Source organism: Arthrobacter sp. Helios, assembly GCF_023167125.1.
GTDB lineage: Bacteria > Actinomycetota > Actinomycetes > Actinomycetales > Micrococcaceae > Arthrobacter_B > Arthrobacter_B luteolus.
In genome coordinates this window covers 461,320-485,710 of sequence record NZ_CP095402.1, presented here as the reverse complement: position 1 = coordinate 485,710, position 24,391 = coordinate 461,320, and the positions used below count along the sequence as shown (strand labels likewise).

The 24,391-nt window shown below is 65.1% G+C and carries 25 protein-coding genes and 1 riboswitch; of the genes, 11 read left to right on the top strand and 14 right to left on the bottom strand.

The window, feature by feature from the left end; genetic code table 11:
- Positions 1-96: 96 nt before the first annotated feature.
- The 3 genes from ArtHe_RS02140 to ArtHe_RS02130 form a co-directional block, all read right to left on the bottom strand.
- Positions 97-1,167, bottom strand: coding sequence for a BMP family ABC transporter substrate-binding protein (locus ArtHe_RS02140; RefSeq protein ID WP_248319639.1), 1,071 nt, complete (start codon positions 1,165-1,167; stop codon positions 97-99).
- A 299-nt stretch (positions 1,168-1,466) separates the two neighbouring features.
- Positions 1,467-2,633: an amidohydrolase gene (locus ArtHe_RS02135; protein WP_246168677.1), complete on the bottom strand. Its 1,167-nt coding sequence runs from the start codon at positions 2,631-2,633 to the stop codon at positions 1,467-1,469.
- Between the two features lie 136 nt (positions 2,634-2,769).
- Positions 2,770-3,909 carry a mannose-1-phosphate guanylyltransferase gene (locus tag ArtHe_RS02130; protein ID WP_066299390.1) on the bottom strand — a complete coding sequence of 380 codons (1,140 nt, stop codon included), beginning with the start codon at positions 3,907-3,909 and terminating at the stop codon, positions 2,770-2,772.
- A gap of 250 nt (positions 3,910-4,159) precedes the next feature.
- Between ArtHe_RS02130 and sdhC the strand changes: the two genes are divergently transcribed.
- The 5 genes from sdhC to ArtHe_RS02105 all read left to right on the top strand — a co-directional run bounded on the left by sdhC (position 4,160) and on the right by ArtHe_RS02105 (position 8,588).
- A complete protein-coding gene (gene sdhC, locus ArtHe_RS02125) occupies positions 4,160-4,540 on the top strand; it encodes a succinate dehydrogenase, cytochrome b556 subunit (RefSeq protein WP_066298792.1) in 381 nt (126 codons plus the stop codon).
- 3 nt (positions 4,541-4,543) lie between these two features.
- Positions 4,544-5,008 carry a succinate dehydrogenase hydrophobic membrane anchor subunit gene (locus tag ArtHe_RS02120; RefSeq protein WP_248318535.1) on the top strand — a complete coding sequence of 155 codons (465 nt, stop codon included), beginning with the start codon at positions 4,544-4,546 and terminating at the stop codon, positions 5,006-5,008.
- A gap of 74 nt (positions 5,009-5,082) precedes the next feature.
- Positions 5,083-6,849: a succinate dehydrogenase flavoprotein subunit gene (sdhA, locus tag ArtHe_RS02115; RefSeq protein WP_066298787.1), complete on the top strand. Its 1,767-nt coding sequence runs from the start codon at positions 5,083-5,085 to the stop codon at positions 6,847-6,849.
- Complete coding sequence (locus tag ArtHe_RS02110; protein WP_066298786.1) at positions 6,849-7,625, top strand: succinate dehydrogenase iron-sulfur subunit; 777 nt, start codon at positions 6,849-6,851, stop codon at positions 7,623-7,625. Before sdhA ends, ArtHe_RS02110 begins: the two co-directional genes overlap by 1 nt.
- Before the next feature lie 153 nt (positions 7,626-7,778).
- The gene (locus ArtHe_RS02105) at positions 7,779-8,588 is read left to right on the top strand and encodes an alpha/beta fold hydrolase (protein WP_248318534.1); all 810 of its coding nucleotides are present in this window, start codon (positions 7,779-7,781) and stop codon (positions 8,586-8,588) included.
- Positions 8,589-8,643: 55 nt separating this feature from the next.
- On the opposite strand, the gene ArtHe_RS02100 is transcribed toward ArtHe_RS02105, so the two are convergent.
- The 4 genes from ArtHe_RS02100 to ArtHe_RS02085 form a co-directional block, all read right to left on the bottom strand.
- Entirely contained in the window at positions 8,644-9,204 is a 561-nt protein-coding gene (locus tag ArtHe_RS02100) for a 2'-5' RNA ligase family protein (protein ID WP_248318533.1), read from the bottom strand.
- 26 nt (positions 9,205-9,230) lie between these two features.
- A complete protein-coding gene (gene trpS, locus ArtHe_RS02095; RefSeq protein WP_248318532.1) occupies positions 9,231-10,271 on the bottom strand; it encodes a tryptophan--tRNA ligase in 1,041 nt (346 codons plus the stop codon).
- Positions 10,272-10,283: 12 nt separating this feature from the next.
- Complete coding sequence (locus ArtHe_RS02090; RefSeq protein WP_248319638.1) at positions 10,284-11,132, bottom strand: exodeoxyribonuclease III; 849 nt, start codon at positions 11,130-11,132, stop codon at positions 10,284-10,286.
- 96 nt (positions 11,133-11,228) lie between these two features.
- Positions 11,229-11,741 (bottom strand): hypothetical protein, encoded by a 513-nt coding sequence (locus ArtHe_RS02085; RefSeq protein WP_248318531.1) that lies wholly within the window; start codon positions 11,739-11,741, stop codon positions 11,229-11,231.
- Between the two features lie 139 nt (positions 11,742-11,880).
- On the opposite strand from ArtHe_RS02085, the gene ArtHe_RS02080 reads away from it, so the two are divergent.
- Entirely contained in the window at positions 11,881-12,399 is a 519-nt protein-coding gene (locus ArtHe_RS02080) for an O-acetyl-ADP-ribose deacetylase (RefSeq protein ID WP_066298779.1), read from the top strand.
- A gap of 16 nt (positions 12,400-12,415) precedes the next feature.
- Here ArtHe_RS02080 and ArtHe_RS02075 read toward each other — a convergent pair whose 3' ends face one another.
- Entirely contained in the window at positions 12,416-13,411 is a 996-nt protein-coding gene (locus ArtHe_RS02075; protein ID WP_248318530.1) for a GAP family protein, read from the bottom strand.
- Between the two features lie 125 nt (positions 13,412-13,536).
- Here ArtHe_RS02075 and ArtHe_RS02070 point away from each other — a divergent pair, with 125 nt between their 5' ends.
- Together ArtHe_RS02070 and ArtHe_RS02065 are read left to right on the top strand one after the other, a co-directional pair.
- The gene (locus ArtHe_RS02070) at positions 13,537-14,844 is read left to right on the top strand and encodes a histidine kinase (RefSeq protein ID WP_248318529.1); all 1,308 of its coding nucleotides are present in this window, start codon (positions 13,537-13,539) and stop codon (positions 14,842-14,844) included.
- Positions 14,841-15,488, top strand: a complete 648-nt coding sequence (locus tag ArtHe_RS02065; protein WP_248318528.1) for a response regulator transcription factor — start codon at positions 14,841-14,843, stop codon at positions 15,486-15,488. Before ArtHe_RS02070 ends, ArtHe_RS02065 begins: the two co-directional genes overlap by 4 nt.
- 140 nt (positions 15,489-15,628) lie before the next feature.
- On the opposite strand, the gene ArtHe_RS02060 is transcribed toward ArtHe_RS02065, so the two are convergent.
- The 6 genes from ArtHe_RS02060 to ArtHe_RS02035 all read right to left on the bottom strand — a co-directional run bounded on the left by ArtHe_RS02060 (position 15,629) and on the right by ArtHe_RS02035 (position 21,452).
- The gene (locus ArtHe_RS02060) at positions 15,629-16,504 is read right to left on the bottom strand and encodes an ABC transporter permease (RefSeq protein ID WP_248318527.1); all 876 of its coding nucleotides are present in this window, start codon (positions 16,502-16,504) and stop codon (positions 15,629-15,631) included.
- Positions 16,501-17,373, bottom strand: a complete 873-nt coding sequence (locus ArtHe_RS02055; RefSeq protein WP_248318526.1) for an ABC transporter permease — start codon at positions 17,371-17,373, stop codon at positions 16,501-16,503. Before ArtHe_RS02055 ends, ArtHe_RS02060 begins: the two co-directional genes overlap by 4 nt.
- On the bottom strand, positions 17,366-18,334 hold the full coding sequence (locus ArtHe_RS02050; RefSeq protein ID WP_066298765.1) for an ABC transporter ATP-binding protein: 969 nt from the start codon (positions 18,332-18,334) through the stop codon (positions 17,366-17,368). The genes ArtHe_RS02055 and ArtHe_RS02050 overlap by 8 nt, the downstream gene beginning before the upstream one ends.
- Before the next feature lie 122 nt (positions 18,335-18,456).
- Entirely contained in the window at positions 18,457-19,359 is a 903-nt protein-coding gene (locus ArtHe_RS02045) for a bifunctional methylenetetrahydrofolate dehydrogenase/methenyltetrahydrofolate cyclohydrolase (protein ID WP_248319637.1), read from the bottom strand.
- Positions 19,360-19,409: 50 nt separating this feature from the next.
- Positions 19,410-20,699: a serine hydroxymethyltransferase gene (gene glyA / locus ArtHe_RS02040; protein WP_248319636.1), complete on the bottom strand. Its 1,290-nt coding sequence runs from the start codon at positions 20,697-20,699 to the stop codon at positions 19,410-19,412.
- Positions 20,700-20,778: 79 nt separating this feature from the next.
- A riboswitch (ZMP/ZTP riboswitch) is annotated at positions 20,779-20,868 on the bottom strand.
- Between the two features lie 2 nt (positions 20,869-20,870).
- On the bottom strand, positions 20,871-21,452 hold the full coding sequence (locus ArtHe_RS02035; RefSeq protein WP_248318525.1) for a GNAT family protein: 582 nt from the start codon (positions 21,450-21,452) through the stop codon (positions 20,871-20,873).
- A gap of 69 nt (positions 21,453-21,521) precedes the next feature.
- Between ArtHe_RS02035 and purU the strand changes: the two genes are divergently transcribed.
- The 3 genes from purU (at position 21,522) to ArtHe_RS02020 (ending at position 24,252) form a co-directional block, all read left to right on the top strand.
- Entirely contained in the window at positions 21,522-22,397 is an 876-nt protein-coding gene (gene purU, locus ArtHe_RS02030) for a formyltetrahydrofolate deformylase (protein ID WP_248319635.1), read from the top strand.
- Between the two features lie 39 nt (positions 22,398-22,436).
- Complete coding sequence (locus ArtHe_RS02025; RefSeq protein WP_248318524.1) at positions 22,437-22,961, top strand: gamma carbonic anhydrase family protein; 525 nt, start codon at positions 22,437-22,439, stop codon at positions 22,959-22,961.
- 85 nt (positions 22,962-23,046) lie between these two features.
- Complete coding sequence (locus tag ArtHe_RS02020; protein ID WP_248319634.1) at positions 23,047-24,252, top strand: ROK family transcriptional regulator; 1,206 nt, start codon at positions 23,047-23,049, stop codon at positions 24,250-24,252.
- Positions 24,253-24,391 lie beyond the last annotated feature (139 nt).

Genomic DNA, 24,391 nt, shown 5'->3' with positions numbered 1-24,391 from the left:
CCCGGAAGGAAGACTACCGGGACCAGAACAAACCGCCGCCCGCCCCGCTGCGGTGCAGCCGGGGCGGACGGCGGTTGAGTTCACTGCATGCCCGAATTACTTGGGGCTGGCGGCGGAATCCACGGTGATTTCACCGGAGATGATCTTGGCCTTGATTTCGTCCACTGCGGTCTTCACGTCCGCAGGTACAGCGCTTTCCTGGTCATGGAACGGGGCCAGTGCGACGCCGCCGTTCTCCAGGGTTCCGACGTACGGGGTGGCGTCGAAGTTGCCGTCCACGTCAGAGGAGATGACGGTTTCCACCGCGTCGCCCATCAGCTTCATAACCGAGGTGAGGATGTATTCCTGGCCGGTGCCCGCGGTCTCGAAACCGTCGGAGTCGACCCAGACCACCTTGTTGGTGCCGCCGTTGGCGTTCGCTTCAACCACCGCGTCCAGGGTGCCGGTTCCGACCGGTCCGGCCACGGGCATGATGATGTCCGCACCCTCGTTGAGGAAGTTCTGCGTGGTGGTCTTACCGGCACCGGTGTCGGTGAAGTTGCCGATGAAGGAACCGGTCTGGTCTGCCTTGTTCCAGCCGAGCAGTTCAACGTTGGCGCTGTTCTGCTCGTTGTAGTACTCAACACCGTCCGCGAAGCCATCCATGAAGATGGTGACGGTGGGGATGTTGATGCCGCCGTAGGTGGCCACCTTGCCGGTTTCGGAGGTGCCGGCAGCTACGTAGCCTGCCAGGAAGGCAGCCTGCGCCGTATCATAGATGATCGGCTTGACGTTATCCAGTTCGATGCTGTTGTCATCAACGATCGCGAAGTTGCTCTCGGGGTTCGCGGTAGCAACTTCCTTCGTGGCGTCTGCCAGGAGGAAGCCAACGGTGACGGTGATGTCGCAGCCGTTCTGGACCACCATGGAGTCCAGGTTCGGCAGGAAGTCGGTCTCGGACTGGGACTCGGCAGTCTTGATCTCAATGCCGAGGTCCTTCTCCGCGGCCTGCAGGCCCTCGAAGCTGGACTGGTTGAACGAGCGGTCATCGAACCCGCCGGAGTCCGAAACCATGCACGCCAGGAAATCGCTGCTGGCGCTGCTGCCGCTGCTGGCTGTGTCCGAGGCAGCGTCTTCCTCGGGAGCGGCACCGCAGCCGGCCAGCAGAAGCGCCGAAGCGCCCAGCATGGCGGCGGAAATACCGGCATTGCGCTTTATGCTGCGCGGAAAATTCTTCAATGTTCCTCCAGAAAAGAAAAGGGGTCCACCCGTTGGAGTCTGCAGCACGGCCATCCGGTTGAACGGCCTCGCGCGCAGGCGCGTGTGGTGCGCGCCCCTTACCTCAGCGGAGCGCAGCAGACCCAACCATAGTGGCATGTGGCGCAAACCACCTACGATCTGGGAGCGCTGAAGAACATCGTTTGTATGTTGTTATCAATGCCGCGGTGCCGGCCGCTCCGATTGGGGGCTTATCGGAGCCGGTTGGACTAGTGGCGCAGCCCGCGTGCCGCCCGGACCGCAGCCGCAGCCATCACCGAAACGCCGCAGCTGATGGAGAGCTCATCGGGGTTGTAGTCCCCCCGGTGCAGGTCGTAGGTTTCACCGCCGGGCGTGCGGGTTCCCAGCCGCATCATGGCACCGGGAACGGCCTGGGTCATCCAGGCGAAGTCTTCCCCACCCATGGACTGCGGCGTGAGCACCACGGAGTCTTCACCCAGTTCGGCCCGTGCGGAGGCTTCAATGAGCCCGGTCTCAGTCTCGGAGTTGATCACCGGCGGAACGCCGCGGGTGTGCTCAAGCGCCACCTCCACCCCGTAGGGTGCCGCGACTTCCCGGACGACGTCGTCAAGCAGCTTGCCCGCCGCGTACCAGGCCTCGGCATCGAGGCAGCGCATGGTTCCGGCAAGAAAGCCGTGCCCCGGAATCGCGTTGGGCGCCGATCCGGCGTGGATTTGGCCCCAGACCACGGAAACGCCGCTGCGCACATCGATCCGGCGGGACAGGACAGCGGGAACACTGACCGCAATCTGTCCCAGGGCGAACACCAGGTCTTCGGTCAGGTGCGGACGGGAGGTATGGCCGCCCCGTCCGGAGAGTTCAATCCGGATCGTGTCGGACGCCGAGGTAATGGCACCGATGCGGGTGCCCACCTGCCCGACGTCGACCCGCGGATCGCAGTGCAGCGCCAGAATCCGGGGCACACCTTCGAGGATGCCCTGTTCGATGACGGAAAGGGCACCGCCGGGCATCACCTCTTCGGCCGGCTGGAAGATGACGCGGATGCGGCCGCCGAGGCTGCCTTCCGCATCCAGACGGGCAAGCACCTTGGCCGCCCCCAGCATTACCGTCGTGTGGATGTCATGCCCGCATGCGTGGGTGATCCCGGTGTTGACGGACGCGTAGGGCAGACCCGTCTCCTCGAGCACGGGAAGCGCATCAATGTCCGCGCGCAGGCCGAGCTGGATGGGGCCGTCGCCGATGTCAACGTAGGCGCCGGTGCCGGAGAGCCGCTTCGGCTGCAGGCCGGCGGCCTCCAAGGCTTCGATAATCCGGTCCGTGGTGCGGAATTCCTTGTGCGAGAGTTCCGGATGGGAGTGGAGGTCCCGCCGGAAATCGATCAACTCACCCAGGATCGGAGCAACACTGCCCCTGATTGACGGTACGGGCGAGTTACTCAGCGAGGTTGTCTGCACATGTTCAAGGTTAGCCAACCTGCGCTGGCTTGCGGGAACCAGTTGGCTTTAAGACTTCACGAACGCTCATAACACCGCGGGCCGAAGCCCCGGCGGCTTACAGTACGTCCGTGTCGCCGCTGGCCTTGAGGTGCTCCACGGCCTTCTTCACGGCCTGGGCATGATCCTTGGTGGTCACCAGCAGGGCATCAGGTGTGTCAACAATAACGACGTCCTCGATGCCGATGAGGGCGATCACGCGCTTGGTGTCGGAGACAACGATTCCCGAGGCGTCCTCGGAGTAGACGCGGGCACCCTCACCCATGACCGTCAGCTCCGAGTTCTGCTCGGCCGGGTTCAGCCGGCCGATCGCAGCGAAGTCGCCGACGTCGTCCCAGCTGAAAATCCCGGGAATCATTGCCACGTCACCGGCGGCGGCGGCCGGTTCGGCTACCGCGTAGTCAATGGCGATCTTGGGCAGCGTGGGCCAGACCCGGAGGACCACTTCGCGGCGGCTCGGAGTGTCCCAGGCCGCGGCGATCTCCATGATCCCGGCGTGGAGCTCGGGTTCATTCGCCTGCAGGTGCTTGAGCATGAGTGCCACCGGAGCAACGAACATTCCTGCGTTCCAGCTGTAGTTGCCGCTGCGCAGGTAGGAGCGGGCCGTGTCTTCGGAGGGCTTCTCCACGAACTCGACGACGGCGTGGGCGCTGGGAGCGCCGGCAATGTCCAGTGCTTCACCTGCGCGGATGTAGCCAAATCCCGTGGACGGGTGGGTGGGATGGATGCCGATGGTCACGATGTAGCCCTGGGCGGCGGTGTGGATCGCCTCGCGGACTGTCTCCTGGAAGACCTCGACCGGGGTGATGACCTGGTCCGCGGCGAAGGACCCCATGATGATGGACGGGTCGCGCTGGTACAGGATGGCTGCTGCCAGCCCGATCGCGGCAGCGGAATCCTTCGGCTCGCTCTCCAGCACCAGGTTCTCCGGCTGAATCTCCGGCAGCTGGGCCAGCACGGCGGCCCGGTGGAGCTGGCCGGTGACAACCATGACCCTGTCTTCACTGAGTTCCGTCAGACGGTCATAGGTGGCGCGGATCAGGGTGGAGCCCGAACCAGTCAGGTCATGCAGGAACTTCGGAGCCGCAGCCCGCGACAGCGGCCACAGCCTGGTTCCAACGCCGCCAGCAGGAATAACGCCGTAAAAGCGTTTGAAGACGCCGGCGTCCGGAGTGGAACCCGCGTTCACATTTTTCATTTCAGTACTCATCAGTGCCAAGGTTAGCTGAACGTTCCCTCCGGCCTGCTGAAGCCCCGCCTAAGCGGGCGAAGGTTGTCCTGGCACAGATGACAGGCAGTGTAAGCCAGGTCACACAATAGGGGAACCTAAATTGATCCCGGCCCTACCGGGACCTAGATTATGCTTGAGCCTATAAGTGCTCTCGCACCGGCGTCATCACTGCGTGGAAGACGCGCTAGCGCCGCTGCGTTGCAGGGAGGAAAATTCAGTGTCGAAGTTACCAGCAGGCACGCTCTACCGCGGCCGCGAAGGCCAGTGGTCCTGGGTTGCCCATCGGATTACTGGCGTGGTGATCTTCTTCTTCCTTTTGGTCCATGTCTTGGATACCTCGTTGGTGCGCGTGTCGCCCGAGGCCTACAACGTGGTCATCGGAGCGTACAAGAACCCCATTATGGGTATCGGTGAGCTCGGCCTGGTCGCCGCCATCGTGTTCCACGCCTTTAACGGCATCCGGGTCATTCTTATCGACTTCTGGAAGAAGGGCCCCAAGTACCAGCGTCAGCTGCTGTGGGGCGTGGTCGGCCTGTGGGCCGTGACCATGATCGGCTTCTCCATTCGCCACATTCCCATCATTCTCGGGGGTCACTAAATCATGAGCACGAATATTGAAGCCCCCCGGGCCGGACGCATCTCCCCCAGGTACACCCGCAGCAAGTCAGGGAAGGGCAACTTCGAGATGTTCGCATGGCTTTTCATGCGCATTTCCGGTGCACTCCTCGTCGTGCTGATCTTCACCCACCTGATCATGAACCTGGTTCTCGGCGATGGCATCAAGGCTATCGACTTCGGCTTCGTCGCCGGCAAGTGGGCCTCTCCGCTGTGGCAGATCTGGGACCTGGTCATGCTTTGGCTTGCCATGCTCCACGGCACCAACGGTGTCCGCACGATCATCAACGACTACGCAGAGAAGAACTCCACGCGGATGTGGCTCAAGACGGTTCTCTACTCCGCCACCGTGGTCATCATCGTCCTCGGCACCCTCGTGATCTTCACGTTCGATCCGTGCCCGGCCAACGCCACGCTGGACCAGCTGCCGTCCTTCTGCCCGGCCCCGTAGGCCCGGAGCGGTACCGCAGCACTCCCTGAGTAAGACCTGAGTAAGGTTCAGTTTCAACAGAAAGAGCATCTGGTATGCAGGTCCATAAGTACGACGTCGTCATTGTCGGCGCCGGCGGCGCCGGTATGCGTGCCGCCATCGAATCCGGACAGCGCGCGCGGACGGCGGTACTGACCAAGCTGTACCCGACCCGCTCCCACACGGGCGCGGCACAGGGCGGCATGTGCGCAGCACTGGCCAACGTAGAAGAAGACAACTGGGAGTGGCACACCTTTGACACGGTCAAGGGCGGCGACTACCTGGTTGACCAGGACGCAGCTGAGGTCATGGCCAAGGAAGCCATTGACGCAGTGCTGGACCTGGAAAAGATGGGGCTGCCGTTCAACCGCACGCCCGAAGGCCGCATTGACCAGCGCCGTTTCGGCGGCCACACCCGTGACCACGGCAAGGCCCCGGTTCGACGTGCCTGCTACGCAGCAGACCGCACCGGCCACATGATCCTGCAGACGCTGTACCAAAACTGCGTCAAGCACAACGTGGAGTTCTACAACGAGTACTACGTGCTGGACCTCCTGACTGTCACCGACAGCTTCGGGCAGAAGCGCGTGGCCGGCGTCGTCTCCTATGACCTCGCCACCGGCGAACTGCACGTTTTCCAGGCCAAGTCCGTAGTCTTCGCCTCCGGCGGCGCAGGCAAGGTCTTCAAAACGACGTCCAATGCCCACACCCTCACCGGTGACGGCATGGGCATCGCCTTCCGCAAGGGCATCCCCCTGGAAGACATGGAGTTCATCCAGTTCCACCCGACCGGCCTGGCCGGTCTGGGCATCCTGCTCTCCGAGGCAGCCCGCGGCGAGGGCGCCATCCTGCGCAACTCCGAGGGTGAGCGCTTCATGGAACGCTACGCACCGACCATCAAGGACCTGGCGCCGCGTGACATCGTGGCCCGCTCGATGGCGAACGAAGTCCGTGAAGGCCGCGGCTGCGGCCCGAACAAGGACTACGTCCTCCTGGACCTGACCCACCTGGAGCCGGCGCACATCGATGCCAAGCTCCCGGACATCACGGAATTCGCCCGGACCTACCTGGGTGTGGAGCCGTACACCGAGCCGGTTCCCGTCTTCCCGACGGCGCACTACGTGATGGGCGGTATCCCGACCAACATCAAGGCTGAGGTCCTCCAGGACAACGACACCGTCATTCCGGGCCTCTACGCCGCCGGCGAGGTTGCCTGCGTATCCGTCCACGGCTCCAACCGTCTGGGCACCAACTCGCTGCTGGACATCAACGTCTTCGGCAAGCGTGCCGGCATCTACGCCGCGGAGTACGCGCTGCAGGCCGATTTCGTTGACCTGCCGGAGGATCCGGAAGCCGAGACCATCGCGCTGCTTGACGTGGTTCGCAATTCCGAGGGAACCGAGCGTGTCTCTGAGATCCGCCGTGACCTTCAGAACACCATGGACGCCAACATGCAGGTGTTCCGCACCGCGGAGACCATCAACCAGGTGCTCTCCGATATCGCGGATCTCGAAGAGCGCTACAAGAAGATCAATGTTCAGGACAAGGGCAAGCGCTTCAACCTTGACCTGCTCGAGGCCGTAGAGCTGGGCTTCCTGCTCGAACTGGCCAAGGTCATGACGGTTGCAGCGCTGCACCGCGAGGAATCGCGCGGCGGCCACTTCCGTGAAGACTTCCCGGACCGTAATGACGAGAAGTTCATGCTGCACTCCATGGCCTACAAGGTCGATGAAGCGGACAACGCCGAGCACACCGCCGGCATCCGGCTCGATACCAAGCCGGTTATTTTCACGCGCTACGAGCCGATGGTGAGGAAGTACTAATGACAACGGAAACAGCAGAGCCGGCCTCAAAGGTCGATCTGACCGAAGCCACCGGGGGTGAAATCCCCTCCTTCGACATCACGCTGAAGGTCCGCCGCTACAACCCGGAGATCTCTGACGAGGCTCACTGGGACGAGTGGACCCTCACCATGTACGGCACCGACCGCGTGCTCGATGCACTGCACAAGGTCAAATGGGAACACGACGGTTCCGTTTCCTTCCGCCGCTCCTGCGCCCACGGCGTCTGCGGGTCCGATGCCATGCGCATCAACGGCCGCAACCGCCTGGCCTGCAAAACGCTGCTGAAGGACCTGGACACGTCCAAGCCCATCCTGGTGGAGCCCATCAAGGGCCTCCCGGTGGAGAAGGACCTGATCGTGGACATGGAACCGTTCTTCCAGTCCTACCGCGAGATCATGCCCTTCCTCGTCTCCAAGGGCCACGAGCCGACGAAGGAGCGCCTGCAGTCCGCTGAGGACCGTGAACGCTTCGACGACACCACCAAGTGCATCCTCTGCGCCGCCTGCACCTCGTCCTGCCCGGTCTTCTGGACCGATGGACAGTACTTCGGCCCGGCGGCAATCGTGAACGCCCACCGCTTCATCTTCGACTCGCGCGACGACGCCGGAGATATGCGCCTGGAGATCCTGAACGACAAAGAGGGCGTGTGGCGCTGCCGCACCACCTTCAACTGCTCGGAAGCATGCCCCCGCGGCATCCAGGTCACGAAGGCTATTTCAGAGGTCAAGCAGGCCATCCTGAACCGCTCCATCTAAGCAGCACAGCGGGCGGAAGGTTTCCGCCCGAAAGACAGCGGCCCCGGTCATCACCGGGGCCGCTGTCTTTTTGCATTTCACCGGCCGCCGGGCCGGTGCTCGTTCCATCCGGGTGCTTTTCCCGCGTTCCGGCAGACGGGCTAGGGTTTATTTATGCCAGCGTTCGAATCCGTCTCCTTTCCCGGCGCCAACGGGACCACACTGGCCGGGACCATGGACATCCCGGACGGTGACCCGCTCGGCTGGGCCGTGTTCTGCCACGGATTCGCCCTGGGGAAGAACAGTGCGGCTGCTTCCCGCATCTCCAAGGGCCTGTCGGCCCAGGGTATTGGGGTGCTTCGTTACGACGCCGCCGGCCTGGGCAGGTCAACCGGCACCTGGGCGGACGGATCCTTCAGCACCAAGGTCGCGGACCTCCTCAATGCCGTGGACTACCTGCGGTCACGGGACCGGCCCGTCACGCTGCTGGTGGGGCATTCCCTCGGCGGCGCAGCTGCCCTGGCCGCAGCACACGCGGTTCCCGGGCTCGCCGCCCTGGTGACCATAGCGGCTCCCTTCCGCCCCTCGCACGTGGTGCACCTCTTCGAAGACGAGCTGGAGACCATCGCCCGGCAGGGGCACGCGGCGGTTACCCTCGGTGGGCGGACCCTGACCATCCGGCAGGAATTGGTCGATGACCTGCGCAGCCACGACCTGGCCGGGCGCATCAGCAGCCTCGGCGTCCCGCTGTTGGTGATGCATTCACCGCAGGACGGCACCGTGGACGTGGACAATGCCTCGGAGATCTTCCTGGCAGCCCGTTCGCCGCGCAGCTTCGTCTCCCTGGAGGGAGCCAGCCACCTGATGCCGGACCGGGAGCAGACAACCCGTGCGGCTGACATCATCGCCGCGTGGTCGCGCGTCTACCTGCGGCGGGCACGTGAAGCGCAGTTAGGGGAAGCGCAGCTAGGGCAGCACAGCTAGGGGAAGCGCAGCCGCGGGAAGACAGCGGGCACGCGGGCAGCGCAGGCGGACTCGCCTAACCTCCGAGGGCCAATTCCTCGCGAAGGATCCAGAGTCCCTTCTCGTCGTGCTCGAAGACTCCGATCCGGTCCACCGTGAAACTCGCCTCATATCCGCTGAGTGAGGTGAGGGCCTCGTCCATGCCCGCTTCACTGACGTCGTGGGCAACCGTGACGTGCGGGTGGTAGGGGTAGGGCGTCTTATGCTCCAGCGGCCCGCGCTGGAGCTCCCGGTGCAGGCGTGCGCACTCTTCGAACCCTTCGGCCACGTTGACGTACACGACAGGGGTCACCGGCCGGAACGACGAGGTGCCGCGCAGGGTCACCGTGAAGGGGCGGTGCGCTGCGGTCACCTGCCGGACGTGGCGCAGCGCGGACGGCCAGTCCGATGCCGGGGTGGTGGTAACCAGGGTGATGTGGGCTGGAATAACCGATGCCATCGGGTCGCCGAAGGACGCACGCGCCCGCTTCAGATAGGAGGCGATGGGCTCCGGAACAGGAATGACAATCCCTACCTGGCACTCCGTTTCGGGCATCCGTGTGCGGCCGCCGCGCGCTGCGCCGGTTGGAATCTGCACCGTCGAGTTCGTGTAGCCCATAAGGATTAGCGGGTGCTGGAACCCAGTGGCAGGAAACCCATCTTCTCGTACACATCGGCCAGTGTAGCCGACGCCGTTTCCCGGGCTTTCAGTGCGCCGTGGGCGAGGAGCCGGTCGAGTTCCGCCGGATCGTCCAGCAGTTGCAGTGCCCGCTCGCGGATCGGGCGGATGTGCTCGGTGACGGCGTCTGCCAGATCAACCTTGAGGTGTCCGTACATCTTTCCTTCATACTCCTTCACCAGCGTGTCAACGCTGCGTCCGGTGATGAGCGAATAGATGGAGAGCAGGTTGGAGACTCCCGGCTTGGCCTCGCGGTCGAAGCGGATTTCGGTCCCGTCATCGGTGACAGCGGACTTGATCCGCTTGGCGATGACCTTGTCCGGGTCCAGCAGATTGATCAGGCCCGCAGGCGACGCTGCGGACTTGGACATCTTCGCGGCCGGGTTCTGCAGATCGTAGATCTTCGCCGAGTCCTTCTGAATGAAGACCTCCGGGACCGTGAAGGTCTCGCCGTAGCGGCTGTTGAACCGCTTGGCCAGGTCCCGGCTCAGTTCAACGTGCTGGCGCTGGTCCTCTCCTACGGGCACACCGTGCGGCTGGTAGAGAAGGATGTCCGCAACCTGCAGGATCGGATAGGTGAAGAGGCCCACGGAAGCGGCGTCGGCACCAAAGCGCTGCTGCTTGTCCTTGAACTGCGTCATGCGGGAAGCCTCACCGAAACCCGTCAGGCAGTTAAGCACCCAGGCCAGCTGAGCGTGCTCCGGGACCTGCGATTGGACAAAAAGGGTGGCGCGCTCGGTGTCCACTCCCCCGGCGATGTACTGCGCGGCGGTAACCCGGGTCCGCTTGCGCAGGTCCTCGGGATCCTGCGGCACCGTGATGGCGTGCAGGTCCGGAATGAAGAAGTAGGCGTCGTACTGCTCCTGCAGCCGGACCCAGTTCACAAGGGCACCAAGGTAGTTGCCCAGGTGCAGGGAGTCCGCGGAAGGCTGCATCCCGGAGAGGATGCGCTGGCGTGGTGCAGGTGTGGAGGTGGTTTCAGTCATCTTTTCTGGACCTCAGAACTGATAGTCGACCACGACGGGGGCGTGGTCAGAGAAACGGGCATCGTAGGTGGCGGCGCGGTCGACGACGGCGCTCAGTGCGCGGTCGGCGAGCCCGGGAGTGGCCATGTGGTAATCGATGCGCCAGCCGGCGTCGTTGTCGAAGGCCTGGCCTCGCCAGGACCACCAGGTGTACGGACCGGGAACCTCGCCGGCAAGCTTCCGGGCGACGTCGACGTAGCCGATCTCCTCACCAAGGAAACGGTCGAAGTAGGCACGTTCTTCGGGCAGGAAACCGGCCCGTTTGACGTTGCCCTTCCAGTTCTTGATGTCCAGGGTGGTGTGGCCCACGTTCAGGTCGCCGACGATCAGTGCGTAGTCGCTGGTTGCTGCCAGTACGGGCAGCCGCGCCGCCATCACGTCCAGGAAGCGGTATTTGTCCTCCTGCTTGGGGGTTCCGGCTTCACCCGAGTGCACGTACGCGCTGACAACGGTCAGCAGTTTCTCCTCACCATCCACGGGCACCTTGAAGTCTGCTTCGACCCAGCGGCCGGACAGGGCGAAGTAGTCTTCGCCGATGTGTTCGCGCACAGCAACAGGTTCCTGCCGCGAGGCGATCGCCACACCGGCCCGGCCCTTGGCCTCGGCTTCGGCGTGGAGGATGTGCCATTCGTCTCCGAGCAGCTCACGGACAATCTTGTCCGGCGCGCGCACCTCCTGCAGGCAGAGGATGTCGATGTTCCGCTCCGCCAGCCAATCGGCCATGCCGCGCTTGTACGCGGCGCGGATTCCGTTGACGTTGACCGTCGCGATTCTCAGTGTTCCCAGTGCCGATGCGGGGCTGGGCTCCCCTGCAGATGCCATGCTCACGCCAATAACCATACCCCTCGGTAGCTTGCGGGTTCATCTTGGCCGGTCTGCCGGCAAAGCGGCATGCGGCCTGCGCAGGTGATGCGCGGATCAGTCGACGAGCGTGCCCTCGACCGGGCCGCCGTCGTCCTTCTTCATCATGCCGCGGGCATTGTGCGCGGTGATTTCTATCGTCTCGATCGCCCGTTCCACCTGGCCCTCGTCACTGCCGAGGTTCTCGCGGATCACCCGGGACTGCACCTGGATGATCTTGAAGCTGTGATCCAGCTTCTGGTCGCGCAGAGTGGTTGCCTCATCCATGACCTGCACAGACGGAGCACCCCCCGCTGCACGGTTCAGCGAGTCCTGTGCCTCCGCCAGCTTTGCGCCGGCCTTCCGGGCAGCCCCGCGGATGCTGAAGACCACAAAGGCGAACAGGAGCAGCCACCCGAGGGAGATAATCACCACCAGCCAGCCAACGACGTCGTTCTCATTGGCGGCGAAGATCACGGCCACGATGAACACAAACACCATAAGGGTGGTGCCGATGGTGGCCATCTTGCGGCTGATTCCCCTGCCGGGGCTGGATGCTGGCGGCGTTTTGCCGTTAGGGATGGACTGCATGGGTTTATTCTCTCAAAAATTCATGCAGATCGATTCCGCTTACCCCCACGGCGAAACCCGGAGCGGCGGATTGCTCTTGGCTGCGGTTACGCGGGCCTGCCGGTTGCCGGGCGGGTGGCCCTGCTGGGAGGCTGGTGCGATGGAGATTCAGGCAGTGACCGGAGACATCACCCGGCGGTCCGTGGACGCCGTGGTGAATGCCGCGAACTCCTCCCTGCTTGGGGGCGGCGGCGTTGATGGCGCGATCCACCGGGCCGCCGGGCCGGAACTGCTCGAGGCGTGCCGTGCCCTGCGGGCCGGAGACTACCGGGACGGACTTGCAGTCGGCCAGGCAGCGGTTACCGAGGGGTTTGCCTTGCCGGCACGCTGGGTCATCCACACCGTCGGCCCCAACCGGCACGCCGGCCAGACAGATCCCCGTCTGCTCGCGGCAGCGTTTCGGAACAGCCTGGACGCGGCGGTCTCACTGGGTGCGGCATCGGTCGCGTTTCCGGCAATCAGCGCCGGAGTCTACGGGTGGGACGCCGGAACAGTCGCGGAGATTGCCGTGCGGACCGTCCGGAATCATCCGGGCACCGGGATAGACACTGTCGAGTTCGTCCTTTTCAACGACGCCATGACCCGGATCTTCAGCTCGGCGCTGGCCGCCGCGGACTGACTGACCTGCCCGGAACTCAGCCGAACGGGTTCCAGGCAGCCCCGGGGAAGAGCCCGGCAAGTCCTGCCCGCAGGAGCAGAAAGCCGACAATTCCCACCACCCACAGCACGGCCTCCCCGGAAACCCTGGACAGCCAGGCGCCCAGCCGTTCCAGCGGAGAATCCAGCAGCCGTCCCATCAGCAGCCGGCCGGCAACCAGGAGTCCGGCCGGCAGCAGCATCACCAGGCAGTAGAGGCCCAGAATCCCGGCAGAGGCCTGCCACTCTGTACCGGAACCGGTGAGCAGACCGACGGCGGCAAGGTAGGGCAGCATGGTTGGCAGTTCCAGGAGCCCGGCGAGCAGGGCCAGGCCCAGCAGACCGCCGCGGGTGTCGAGTGCCCTGGCAATCCGGTGCTGCCACCGCCGCTCAGTTGCCTCGGAGCGCTCGGCGGCTGCCACCTTGGCTCCGCGGGCTCCGGCCGGACTTCCGCTGCCGGAGGTACTGCCTGTGGTGGCGTAGCCGGCCGCGTAGCCCGGCCGGTCCCCCTGGGGGCTCGATTGGGCCGGCTCCCGGCCTGGTATCCGGCCTGGTGTCTGGGCTGGTATCTGGAGTCCCGGTTCCGCAGCTGCGGGACCGGGAGCCGGAACCGCAGCCCCCGGACCGGCAGCACCGGATCCCCCTGCTGAGCTGTTTCGGGCACCGGGCTTTGAAATGCCGATTGAGTCCTTGAATGACCAGATCAGCATGCCCGCCCCAGCGGCCACCATCACGGCCTGCACCGCCGGCAGCTCCAGCACGGACCCGATGCTGCCGCTGCCCAACACACCGGTGAGCCCGGTGGCTCCTGAAAGCAGGACAAGTCCCACCAGGAAGTAGAACACCCCGACTGCCCCCAGGTACACCGCAACCTTCCCGGCGCTCCTGCGCGCACCGCGGCGCAGGAGCAGCCACACGGGGATCACGAGCGTGCCGATGCTGGTGCTGTCGATGAGGGCGAGAATGGCCAGTTGGGCCAGGATTTCCAAGGTCATGTCCCCACTCTTCCGGGAGCGGATTCAGCGGGCATCCGGCATCAGGAGGAGCGGACCTCATCCTTTCGTCTCAGGCCGGTGCGGCCTGCTTGGCTGCCGGGGTCCGGGCCATCAGGATGGAGGGTATGGATTCTTCTTCCGGCCGGATCCGCCGCGAGGACGTGGTGCTGGCACTGGGTTATGCTGCGCTGGCCTGGCTGCTGCATTCGGTCGATATCACCGCAACCCGTGAACCGCTGCTGCCCTGGCTGGCTCCGTGGTGGCCGCTGCTCACCGTGGCCGGATCCGCTGCCGTCGTCCTGCGCCGACGCCGGACGGTCCTTATGGTGGTGGTCTGTGCCGGCGCAGCCCTGGCCCTGGCGCTGGCCGGGAGCGCCGGCGGGTACTTTTTCGCTTTTGAAGCCGTTTTCTCGCTGGTTCTCTTCGGCTCAGCGCGTGCCGCGAGGACCACGGAGATCTCCACTCTGGCGGTCTGCGCCGCGTCCGGGGCCGCGGCCTGGTTCCTGACCGGGAGCCTTGCCGCGGGTGTGGTTTTCCTCCTGACCTCCGGGATGGTGCTGCTGCTGCCTGCCGAATGGGCAGGCAACCTGCGGAAGGCGGGCCAGCTGGCGGAAAGTGAGTCTGCCCGGGCGGCGGCAATCCGGCAGGCTGCCCGCGACCAGGCCAGCCTCGCCTCCCGTGAGCACGAGCTGGCGCTGGCGGCTGAACGCCAGGACATGGCCCGTGAGCTTCACGATGTCCTGTCCTCGCGGCTGTCCGCCATCGCGCTTCAGTCCGGCGCTGCGCTGAGCAGTCCGGACGGCCGGCTGTCACGTGAAGTGCTCTCCCATGTGCGGCGGGAGAGCGTGGCGGGGTTGGAGGAACTCAACGGCATGATCCGGATGCTCAGTACCGGCGAGCCCCGTCCCCTCGCCGGGAACGCCGCGGATCTGGATGCCGTGGTGGATGGGCACCGGGCTGCCGGGCTGACGATCAGGTGGACCAATGGGCTGCCCGGCGGCGGTGCCGGGCTCCCCGGGCCGGTGCAGGCCGCCCTCTACCGGATAGTCACGGAAGCGCTGGTCAACGCGGGACGCCATGCACCGGGCTCGGCCGTCCGGATGTCCCTGGACCCGGTTCCTGCCGGGGTCCGGCTCCAGGTTGAAAATGACGGCGGCACAAGCCCTGATTCGAGCGTCACCGGTGCTGCTGCTTCCGAGCCGGACCGTGGAGTTGGTACCGGAACCGGCATCCCCAGCATGCTGGCCCGGGCCGAACAGCTGGGCGGATACGCTTCCGCAGGCCCGCGGGGCAGCGGCTGGGCGGTGGAGGCAGTTCTGCCGGAAACTCCCCTCGCGCCCGCTGCGGCCGTCCCTGACCGCCCGGCAGACGGCCCTCATCTCAGCTTCCCGTCCGGCACCGGTTCCATGGTCCAGGGGGGAACCAAAGCATGAGTGAAACGCTCAGGGTCCTGCTGGCCGACGACCATGCGGCGATCCGGCTGGGCATGCGGATGGTCATCGAGGTGGAACCTGGATTCGAAGTAGTCGGCGAGGCCGGCGACGGCGCCACAGCTGTCTCCATGGCCCGGGCGCTGCAGCCCGACGTCGTGCTCATGGATCTGCGGATGCCGGTGATGGACGGTGTGGAAGCAACCGGAGCCATCATTGCCGACGGCCTGGCGAAGGTGGTTGCCCTGACCACCTTCGACCACGATTCCTACCTCTTCGGGGTCCTGGCCGCCGGAGCTGCCGGGTTCCTGCTGAAAACTGCCGAACCGGCAGAAATCACGACGGCGCTGCGCCGGGTGCACGAAGGCGGAACCGTTATTGCCCCCGAGGTTGCCGGCCGGCTGGTCGCCGCGGCGGTCAGCCGGCAGACCTCCGGTGCGGTCCCGCCGCCTCCGGTGGTGGAACTGACCGGACGTGAAAGCGAAGTCCTGGACTGCCTGGGCGAAGGACTGAGCAATGTCCGGATTGCCCGCCGGCTGGGTATCTCCGAAACCACGGTGAAGACGCATGTGTCCCATGTGCTGGCCAAACTGGGCGTCGAGTCCAGGCTGCAGGCCGCGCTGGCAGCCCGGGCCCGCTCCTCCTGAGCAGCCGGCACGGGTGCTGGACGCCGCTGCCTCCGGAACACTGCTATTCCGGAACACTGCTTTTCCGGGACACTGCTTTTCCGGGACACTGCTGTTTCTGGAACGCTGCTGTTTCTGGAACGCCGCTGCTTCCGGAAACGCTACTTCTGGAAAAGGGCTTCCAGGCGCCGCGTCGTGATCACCAGGCCGAAGGCGATCATCACCACGAAGTAGAGCAGATGCCCCGCGGTGTCGAGCCCGAAGGCTCCGGCGTTGATCTGCCGCAGCATCTCCACGCCGTGCCACAGCGGCAGCGCCTGGATAACAAGCTGAATACCCTGCGGGTAGACGCTCAGCGGGTAGAACGTGGCAGAGAACAGGAACATGGGCAGCATCACGAAGCTGACCCAGTCCAGCTGCTGGAAAGTTTTCATGTAGCTGGTGATGGCCATGCCGATGGAGGCGAAGCCAAAGGCAATCACTACCGCAGCCGGAATCATCAGCAGCGCGGCCGGCGACGTGACCAGCCCCATGGCGGCCATCACGGCAGTGAATCCGGTTGCGTACATTCCGCCGCGCAGCAGGGCAAGCAGAATCTCGCCGAGGGCCACGTCCAGCGGCCCGAGGGAGGTCGCGAGCATTCCCTCGTACAGCCGGGCGAAGTTGAGCTTGAAGAAAACGTTCATGGTGGAGTCGTAGATGGCACCGTTCATGGCGGACACCGACAGCAGCGCCGGAGCAATGTAGGCCGCGTAGCTGATCTGCTCTCCGCCGGGCCCGGCGACCGTGCCGATGAGCGAACCGAGGCCGATGCCCATGGCCAGCAGGTACAGCACCGGTTCAACGAACCCGCTGATCATGATGGACCAGTTGGTTCCCCAGGTGGCTTTGAGTCCGCGGGCGAAGACGGCCCGGATGTTCCGGCCGTACAGCGAACCGAGGAAACGCTGCCGCGGCTCGGGCCAGGCTGCTCCCTGCAGGGTGTGGCCGGCGGCCAGGGTCTCCCCCGTGCTGCCGGTGCGGTGTGCTGCGCTCATTTTCCCAGCCTCCGGGTGAAGTTCCGCCGGGTCAGCAGCCAGCCGCCCACCGCCAGCAGGAGCAGGTAGGCGACGTGAACCACGGTCAGGAACACAGGTTCCGCCAGCCCGTAGCTGACCATCCGGCCCAGTTCGGACGCATGCCACAGCGGCGAAATCCAGCCGATCCACCGGATGACCAGCGGCAGCGTGTCCAGGGGGAAGAACGTGCCGGAGAACAGGAACAGCGGCATCACAATGAACCGCTGGACCATCGCGAACTGGCCTCTGTCCTCGGTAATTGAGGCACTGTAAGCCATCAGGGGCAGCCCGAAGGCGAGCCCGCCCAGGATCGCCGTCAGCACCATCAGCCAGGCAGTCGCAGGGTTTCCGACCGCGCCGAAAAGCAGCAGGAAGCCGAAGTAGGCACCGCAGGTAATGAGCAGCCGGGTTCCCAGTCCGAGGACGTGCCCGTCCACCAGCTGCGCGCTGCTCAAGGGCGAAGCGTTGGGGCCGTAGTAGGTCCGGCGCCATTTGAACCCGGACATCACGGTGTAGGTGTTCTCCTCGCTGGAGACCATGATCGCAGCAGTCGCCAGCAGGGCCGGCCCGACAAACAGCAGGTAGGACACCGAGCTGCCGTCACCGGCGTCGAAGGCTGCGTTGGTCCCGGTATCCACCAGCGAGGCCAGGCCAACTCCCATGCCGAAGAGATAGACCAGCGGAGTCCCGATCGCCGTTACCAGCACGGTCCAGCCATAACCGCGCATCCGGCGCAGCCAGTGCTCGGCGTAATAGAAGGCGCCGAACCTCCGGGCACGGCGCGCCGTTTCCTCCGGCGTCAGTGGTGAGCGCAGCCCCAGGACGGCGTGCGTCTGCTGCTCAGTCAACGAGGCTTCTTCCGGTCAGCCGCAGGAACACGTCCTCCAGAGAGGAGCGCCGGACCAGTGAGGTGATGGGGCGCAGGCCGCGGGAAGCGACCGCTTCGAGAGCGTGCTCACCGTTTTCCGCGTAGATCAGGACACGGTCCGGCAGCGTCTCGATCCGCTCTCCGATCCCGCCCAGTTCCGCCGCGACAGTGGTGTTGCGTTCCGAACCGAACCGCAGTTCCACCACTTCCCGGGAGGAGTATTCGCGGATCAGCGCCGCCGGCGATCCCTCAGCCATGATCGCGCCTTTGTCCACGACGATCAGGCGGTCGCACAGCTGCTCGGCCTCGTCCATGTAATGGGTGGTCAGGATCAGGGTGACACCGGCTTCCTTGAGCCGGAACAGCCGGTCCCACAGGATGTGCCGGGCCTGCGGATCCAGCCCGGTGGTTGGCTCATCCAGCAGCAGGATCTTCGGATCATTGATCAGGGACCGGGCGATGGTGAGGCGGCGTTTCATTCCGCCGGAGAGGTCATCAACGCGGGCCTTGGCCTTGTCGGTCAGCTGGGCGAATTCCAGCAGTTCGTCCGCCTTGGGCTGCAGGTAGCTTTTGGGCAGGCCAAAGTAGCGTCCGTAGGCAAGCAGGTTGTCCCGCACCCTCAGCTCTTCGTCCAGGTTGTCCTGCTGGGGCACGACGCCGAGGTGCGCCCGCACTTCCGGACCGTTGCGGTCCGGGTCCAGGCCCATAATGCGCAGCTCGCCCGAGGTGCGTTTGGAGACGCCGCCGATCATCTTCATGGTGGTGGATTTACCGGCACCGTTGGGGCCGAGCAGCCCGAAGGACTCCCCCGCCGGCACATCAAAGCTGATGCCGTTCACTGCAGTGAAATCTCCATAGGATTTCCTCAGGTTCGCGGCGGTAATGACGGGTCCTTGGAAGGCCCGTTGGGCAGGCGGAGAGAAGGCTGTGATCTGCGGCACCCGGCAATCATAGTGCAGGCAGCTCAAGGACTGGTGCAGACAGCCCTGACAACGGCGCAGGCCCGCCCGCCGGAGGGCGGACGGGCCTGCAGCCTGGCTGGCGCGGCTCGGACTGGACCGGCTCAGCCGGCCAGGATACCGGCCTGGCGTTCAGCGGCTTCGACGACGTTGGACAGGAGCATGGCCCGGGTCATCGGACCGACTCCGCCGGGGTTCGGCGAAATCCAGGAGGCGACAGCAGCCGCGTCCTTTTCCACGTCACCCATCAGGGTGGTCTTTCCGGTCTCAGGGTCGGTGACACGGGTGACGCCGACGTCCAGAACAATCGCGCCGGGCTTCAGCTCAGCTGCCTTGACCATGCCGGGGAAACCCGCGGCAGCAACAACCACATCGGCGTCGTGCAGGAGCTCGGGAAGGTTCACGGTGCCCGTGTGTGCCAGCGTGACCGTGGCGTTGATCGGACGGCGGGTGAGGAGCAGTCCCAGCGGGCGGCCAACGGTGACGCCGCGGCCCACAACCAGCACGTTCTTGCCCGTGAGGGCAATGCCGTTGCGGACCAGCAGCTGCACAATGCCGTGCGGGGTGCAGGGCAGGGGCGAGGTCATCGGTTCGGAGACGTTCAGAACGAGGCGCCCGAGGTTCACCGGATGCAGGCCGTCGGCGTCCTTTTCGGGCGCGATGCGCTCGAGGATCCGGTTGGTGTCGAGGTGCTTGGGCAGGGGCAGCTGCACAATGTAGCCGGTGGTGGCCGGATCCTCGTTCAGCTCGTCGATGACCTTTTCCAGGTCTTTCTGGCTGATGTCCTCCGGCAGGTCCCGCCGGATCGAGTTGATCCCCACCTGTGCGCAGTCCTTGTGCTTACCGCCAACGTAGGAGTGGCTGGCCGGGTCACCGCCCACCAGGACCGTTCCGAGGCCGGGCGTAATCCCGTGCTCGTCGCTCAGGACCCGGATACGTGCGGCAAGTTCGTCCTTGATCTCCCGGGCCGCTTTGAGCCCGTCGAGGAGCTGTGCGCCTTCCGGCATCTCGGTTTCCACCTCAACGCTGCCTTTCATGTTCGTGCCCTGTTCCACGCTTACCACTCTTCCTGACCGGAGTAGAGCGGGAAGTTCTCGGCAAGGACCGAGACACGGCGGCGCAGGTCCTCAGCGTCGGGAGACGGCTTCAGGGCTGCGGCGATGATCTCGGCGACCTCGGTGAACTCCTGCGCGCCGAAACCGCGGGTGGCCAGTGCGGGGGTGCCGATGCGCAGGCCGGAGGTGACCATCGGCGGACGGGGATCGAACGGGATGGAGTTCCGGTTCACGGTGATGCCGACCGAGTGCAGCAGGTCTTCCGCCTGCTTGCCGTCCAGCTGAGAATTACGCAGGTCCACCAGGATCAGGTGCACGTCGGTGCCTCCGGTGAGAACGGATACGCCGTGTTCAGCCACATCCGGTGCGGTCAGCCGGTCGGCGATGATCCTGGCGCCTTCCAGCACGCGTTCCTGGCGTTCGCGGAACTCTTCGGAACCGGCCACCTTGAAGGCGACGGCCTTGGCCGCGATGACGTGCATCAGGGGTCCGCCCTGCTGACCGGGGAAAACGCTCGAGTTGATCTTCTTGCCAAGTTCTTCCTTGGCCAGGATGACGCCGGACCGGGGGCCGGCCAGGGTCTTGTGCACGGTGGACGTGACGACGTCGGAGTAGGGAACCGGGCTCGGGTGCAGACCGGCTGCCACGAGGCCGGCGAAGTGGGCCATGTCCGTCCACAGGTAGGCACCGACTTCATCGGCGACGGAGCGGAAGGCAGCGAAGTCCAGCTGGCGCGGGTACGCCGACCAGCCGGCAATGATGACCTGCGGACGTTCAGCCAGGGCCTGTTCGCGGACCTTGTCCATGTCCACGCGGTAGGTCTTCTCGTCCACGCCGTAGGCAGCGACTTCGTACAGCTTGCCGGAGAAGTTCAGCTTCATCCCGTGGGTCAGGTGCCCGCCGTGGGCGAGGTTCAGGCCCATGATCTTGTCCCCGGGCTTGATCATTGCGGCCAGCGCAGCGGCGTTGGCCTGGGCGCCGGAGTGCGGCTGGACGTTGGCGAACTCAGCACCAAACAGGGCCTTGACCCGTTCGATAGCCAGGTTCTCGGCGACGTCGACCTGCTCGCAGCCGCCGTAGTAGCGGCGGCCGGGGTAGCCCTCGGCGTACTTGTTGGTCAGGACGGAGCCCTGGGCTTCGAGGACGGCACGCGGTGCGAAGTTCTCGGAGGCGATCATTTCCAGCGTGTTCCGCTGGCGGGCGAGTTCGCCTTCAAGGACGGCTGCAATCTCGGGATCGACCTCCGAGAGGGGTGCGTTGGTGACGGGCTGGGTGGAAAGTTTCACGTGGATCTCCTGGGAAAGATGGCTATAGGTCAGGCTACCTGCCGGACACCCCCGATTTCCGGGCATGACAGACAGATGACTACGTGACCCCGGCCCAGGCGTGCGATCCGTGGTTTGGCCCTGCTTGTGCCGCTTCCTGGTGGTTACCCACCCGACGCCAGTCGCGGCACAACCATGTTACCGCGCAGATGGCCCCGGTTCCGGTCCGCGCGCCGGATCCGGGGAGGAAAGGTCTTCCCATCGGAAATCCGTGACGGTGTCTGACTCCCAGTCCGTGCGCAGGCGCCCATAGGTTACGGAGGCAATCCGCCGTCCGTCATCCAGCGGCCAGTCCTCGCGGAGGTGGGATTCCTTGACGAATCCGGAGCGCAGCAGCGTCTTGCGCATGGCAATGTTGTCTTCCCGGGTCTTCCCCGCAAGGCGGCGCAGGTGGGGGTAATCCGTAAAGACCTTGCCGGTGAGCGCCTGCAGCACCGGTACGCCCTTGCCCTCGCCGCGGTGCTCCTCGACGAGCCGCAGGTCGAAAACAGCGCATTCGGTGCCGAGGTCTTCCAGGATTACCAGTCCCAGCCGCTGGTTTTCACCAAAAACCCAGTAGGTGCACACACCGTCGGACTCGAACCGCCCTTCAAGCAGCAGCCTGCGGACCAGTTCTTCGGATGGCTCGGTGATGAGGTGGAAGGGGAAGCGGTTGGTGGTCAGGAACCTCACCAGCTCTTCATCGTCCTTGTCCGACAACGGGGCGAAAGTAACGTCCATTCACCCAGAGTAGGCCAGCCCCTCCCGGGCGGTAACCTTGTCAGGGTGACCGTAAATGCTTCCGCCGGACTGCCGGCAACCGACTCAGCCGCCGATTCCCGACCTGCCTCCTACACGCTGACGCTGTCCTGCCCGGACCGCCCGGGAATCGTCCATGCCGTTTCCGGAGCCCTGGCCGCCGCGGCGGGGAACATTACCGAATCACAGCAGTACGGCAGCCCGGACACCGGCTCCTTCTTTATGCGGGTCGATTTCACCGCGCCGGGCTCCTATGAAGCGACGCGCGCACCCCTGGAACCGGTGGCGGAAGCCTTCGGCATGGAGTGGGAGCTCCACCCCTCGGGGGCCCCGGTCCGGACCCTGATCATGGCTTCCAAGGATGGACACTGCCTCAACGACCTGCTGTTCCAGCAGCGTGCCGGCAACCTGCCCATCGAGATTCCGGCGATCGTCTCGAACCACAAGGATCTGGCCGGCCTGGCAGAGTTTTACGGTGTGCCGTTCCACCACATCCCGGTCACCGCGGATACCAAACCGGCTGCCGAAGCCCAGCTGCGGGCACTGATGGAAGAACTGGACATCGAACTGGTTGTCCTGGCCCGTTACATGCAGATCCTGAGCAATGAGCTCTGCCGCGACCTCTCCGGGCGGGCCATCAACATCCACCATTCGTTCCTGCCTTCCTTCAAGGGCGCGCGGCCGTACCACCAGGCGCACACCCGCGGGGTGAAGCTGATTGGCGCCACGGCGCACTACGTCACCGCGGATCTGGACGAGGGTCCGATCATCGAACAGGAAGTCATCCGCGTGGACCATTCCCGCACGGCCGCCCGCTTGGCCGCGCTGGGCGCGGACGTGGAGGGCCGCACCCTGGTCAAGGCCGTGCAGTGGCACGCGGAGCACCGCGTCCTGCTCGATGGCAGGCGCACCATCGTCTTCAACTAGGGCTCAGCCTGCCCGCTTCCCGGCCGTTACAGTTGTCGCATGGCTCACATCGTTACCTTCCGCGGAAAAACACCCACCATCGATCCCAGCGTGTTCCTGGCTCCGACGGCGTCGCTGATCGGCGAGGTCGAACTCGGCGAAGGCGCCAGCGCCTTCTACGGTGCCTGTGTCCGCGGCGACTCCAACTCGATCCGGGTCGGAGCGGGAACGAACCTGCAGGACAACGTTGTACTGCACGCCGACCCCGGCTTTCCCACCACTCTGGGTGACCGGGTCAGTGTGGGACACAACGCCGTCGTCCACGGCTGCACGGTGGAAGATGACTGCCTGATTGGCATGAGTGCGACGATCATGAACGGGGCCGTGATCGGCGCCGGTTCGCTGGTGGCTGCCGGAGCCGTGGTCCTCGAGGGAACCCGGGTTCCCCCACGTTCCCTCGTAGCCGGAGTACCCGCCAAGGTCCGGCGCCCGCTCACCGAGGAGGAGTTCGCCTCGGTCCAGCGCAACGCCGCACACTATCTGGAGACGGCCGCCGCGCACCGGGAAGCCGTGGCGGCAGGCTGAACCGTACCGGCTGCAGGTTGATGAACCCGCATCAGCTTGCGTTCATTTCTTGACGACAAAGGTCCCGTGTAGCACTGTGAACAACATGTCCGCTGACTCACCCTCAACGATGAGGGCCCTCGCCGCTGGCCGGCGCCGTAATCCCGGTTCCCAGACCGCCCTCCGTGCCCGCAACCAGCAGCGGATCGTTGAGGCGCTGCTGGCCGGCGGCCCGCAGACGCAGGCAGAGCTGTCCCGCAGCACGGGCCTCTCCAGCGCAACCGTCTCCAACATTGTGCGCCAGATGAGTGGAAACCGGCTGGTCAGAACCGAACCAACCACCAGCTCGGGCCGCCGGGCCCTGTCCGTGCGCCTCATTGACACCGGAGCCGTCGCGGCGGGAATCGACATCGGCCGCCGGCACATCCGGGTTGTCCTGGCTACCCTTGGGTACCAGATCCTCCACGAGGCTGCCATCGCCCTGCCCCTGGGCCACTCCGCGGGCGAGGGCATGGATGCGGCGTCGGCGCTCCTGGACCGGGTCCTGACGGAGGCGGACGTGGAACGGCACCGGGTCCTGGGTGCCGGCGTCGGCATTCCCGGCCCGATTGACCGGCGGACCGGAACCGTGGTCCGGGGTGCGATCCTGCCGGAATGGGTGGGCATCAACATGCGCGAGGACCTGGGCGCCAGGCTGCAGCTTCCGGTGTTCATCGACAATGACGCCAACCTCGGCGCCCTGGCCCAGGTGACCTGGGGGCCGCACGGGGGCTGCGAAAACCTGATCTTCGTCAAGGTGGCCACCGGGGTTGGTGCCGGCCTGATCATCAACGGTTCCCTGTTTTACGGGAACGTTGGCGTCACCGGCGAAATCGGCCACGCAACGATCTCGGATCAGGGGCTCATCTGCCGCTGCGGCAACCGCGGCTGCCTGGAAACGGTTGCCTCCACCTCCACCATGATGGACCTGCTCAGCCGCGCATCGTCCGGTCCGGTCACCACGGCGGACATCGTCCGCCGTGGTGCGGCCGGAGATCCGGCCACCCTGCGGGTGGTCGATGACGCCGGCATGGCTGTCGGCCGGGCCGTGGCAGGGATCGCCAATGCACTGAATCCCGAAGTGATCGTGGTGGGCGGTTCGCTGACCGGTCTGGGTGATGTGCTGCTGAACCCCGTCCGGCGCGGCCTGCTCCGGCATACCGTGCCGCTGATCGGCGAGACCACCACGCTCAGCATGTCCTCGCTTGGAGACCGGGCGGAAGCCCTGGGAGCAGCTTCGCTGGTACTGGCACAGGCCCGTGCCGTACTCTGACACTGAATTACATTTGAAAGCATGTTTTTTGGTTAATTTCGGGTCTCTTGTGTTCAAGACTTGACGACAAGCAGGCCAAGAGAGTTTACTTCCTTAGCGGCCCTTCGCAGGGTCCGCGTTTAGACAATGAAGTCACAAT

Excerpts from the sequence above, each read along its gene's own strand:
- ArtHe_RS02060 (WP_248318527.1), bottom strand. The coding sequence starts at position 16,504 with ATGAGCGCAGCACACCGCACCGGCAGCACGGGGGAGACCCTGGCCGCC.
- ArtHe_RS02110 (WP_066298786.1), top strand. The coding sequence starts at position 6,849 with ATGACAACGGAAACAGCAGAGCCGGCCTCAAAGGTCGATCTGACCGAA.
- ArtHe_RS02065 (WP_248318528.1), top strand. The coding sequence starts at position 14,841 with ATGAGTGAAACGCTCAGGGTCCTGCTGGCCGACGACCATGCGGCGATC.
- trpS (WP_248318532.1), bottom strand. The coding sequence starts at position 10,271 with ATGACTGAAACCACCTCCACACCTGCACCACGCCAGCGCATCCTCTCC.
- ArtHe_RS02045 (WP_248319637.1), bottom strand. The coding sequence starts at position 19,359 with ATGCCGGAAGGCGCACAGCTCCTCGACGGGCTCAAAGCGGCCCGGGAG.
- ArtHe_RS02105 (WP_248318534.1), top strand. The coding sequence starts at position 7,779 with ATGCCAGCGTTCGAATCCGTCTCCTTTCCCGGCGCCAACGGGACCACA.
- ArtHe_RS02140 (WP_248319639.1), bottom strand. The coding sequence starts at position 1,167 with ATGCTGGGCGCTTCGGCGCTTCTGCTGGCCGGCTGCGGTGCCGCTCCC.
- ArtHe_RS02080 (WP_066298779.1), top strand. The coding sequence starts at position 11,881 with ATGGAGATTCAGGCAGTGACCGGAGACATCACCCGGCGGTCCGTGGAC.
- ArtHe_RS02070 (WP_248318529.1), top strand. The coding sequence starts at position 13,537 with ATGGATTCTTCTTCCGGCCGGATCCGCCGCGAGGACGTGGTGCTGGCA.
- ArtHe_RS02085 (WP_248318531.1), bottom strand. The coding sequence starts at position 11,741 with ATGCAGTCCATCCCTAACGGCAAAACGCCGCCAGCATCCAGCCCCGGC.
- ArtHe_RS02020 (WP_248319634.1), top strand. The coding sequence starts at position 23,047 with ATGTCCGCTGACTCACCCTCAACGATGAGGGCCCTCGCCGCTGGCCGG.
- ArtHe_RS02130 (WP_066299390.1), bottom strand. The coding sequence starts at position 3,909 with ATGAAAAATGTGAACGCGGGTTCCACTCCGGACGCCGGCGTCTTCAAA.
- ArtHe_RS02025 (WP_248318524.1), top strand. The coding sequence starts at position 22,437 with ATGGCTCACATCGTTACCTTCCGCGGAAAAACACCCACCATCGATCCC.
- sdhA (WP_066298787.1), top strand. The coding sequence starts at position 5,083 with ATGCAGGTCCATAAGTACGACGTCGTCATTGTCGGCGCCGGCGGCGCC.
- ArtHe_RS02090 (WP_248319638.1), bottom strand. The coding sequence starts at position 11,132 with ATGGCATCTGCAGGGGAGCCCAGCCCCGCATCGGCACTGGGAACACTG.
- ArtHe_RS02035 (WP_248318525.1), bottom strand. The coding sequence starts at position 21,452 with ATGGACGTTACTTTCGCCCCGTTGTCGGACAAGGACGATGAAGAGCTG.
- ArtHe_RS02120 (WP_248318535.1), top strand. The coding sequence starts at position 4,544 with ATGAGCACGAATATTGAAGCCCCCCGGGCCGGACGCATCTCCCCCAGG.
- ArtHe_RS02075 (WP_248318530.1), bottom strand. The coding sequence starts at position 13,411 with ATGACCTTGGAAATCCTGGCCCAACTGGCCATTCTCGCCCTCATCGAC.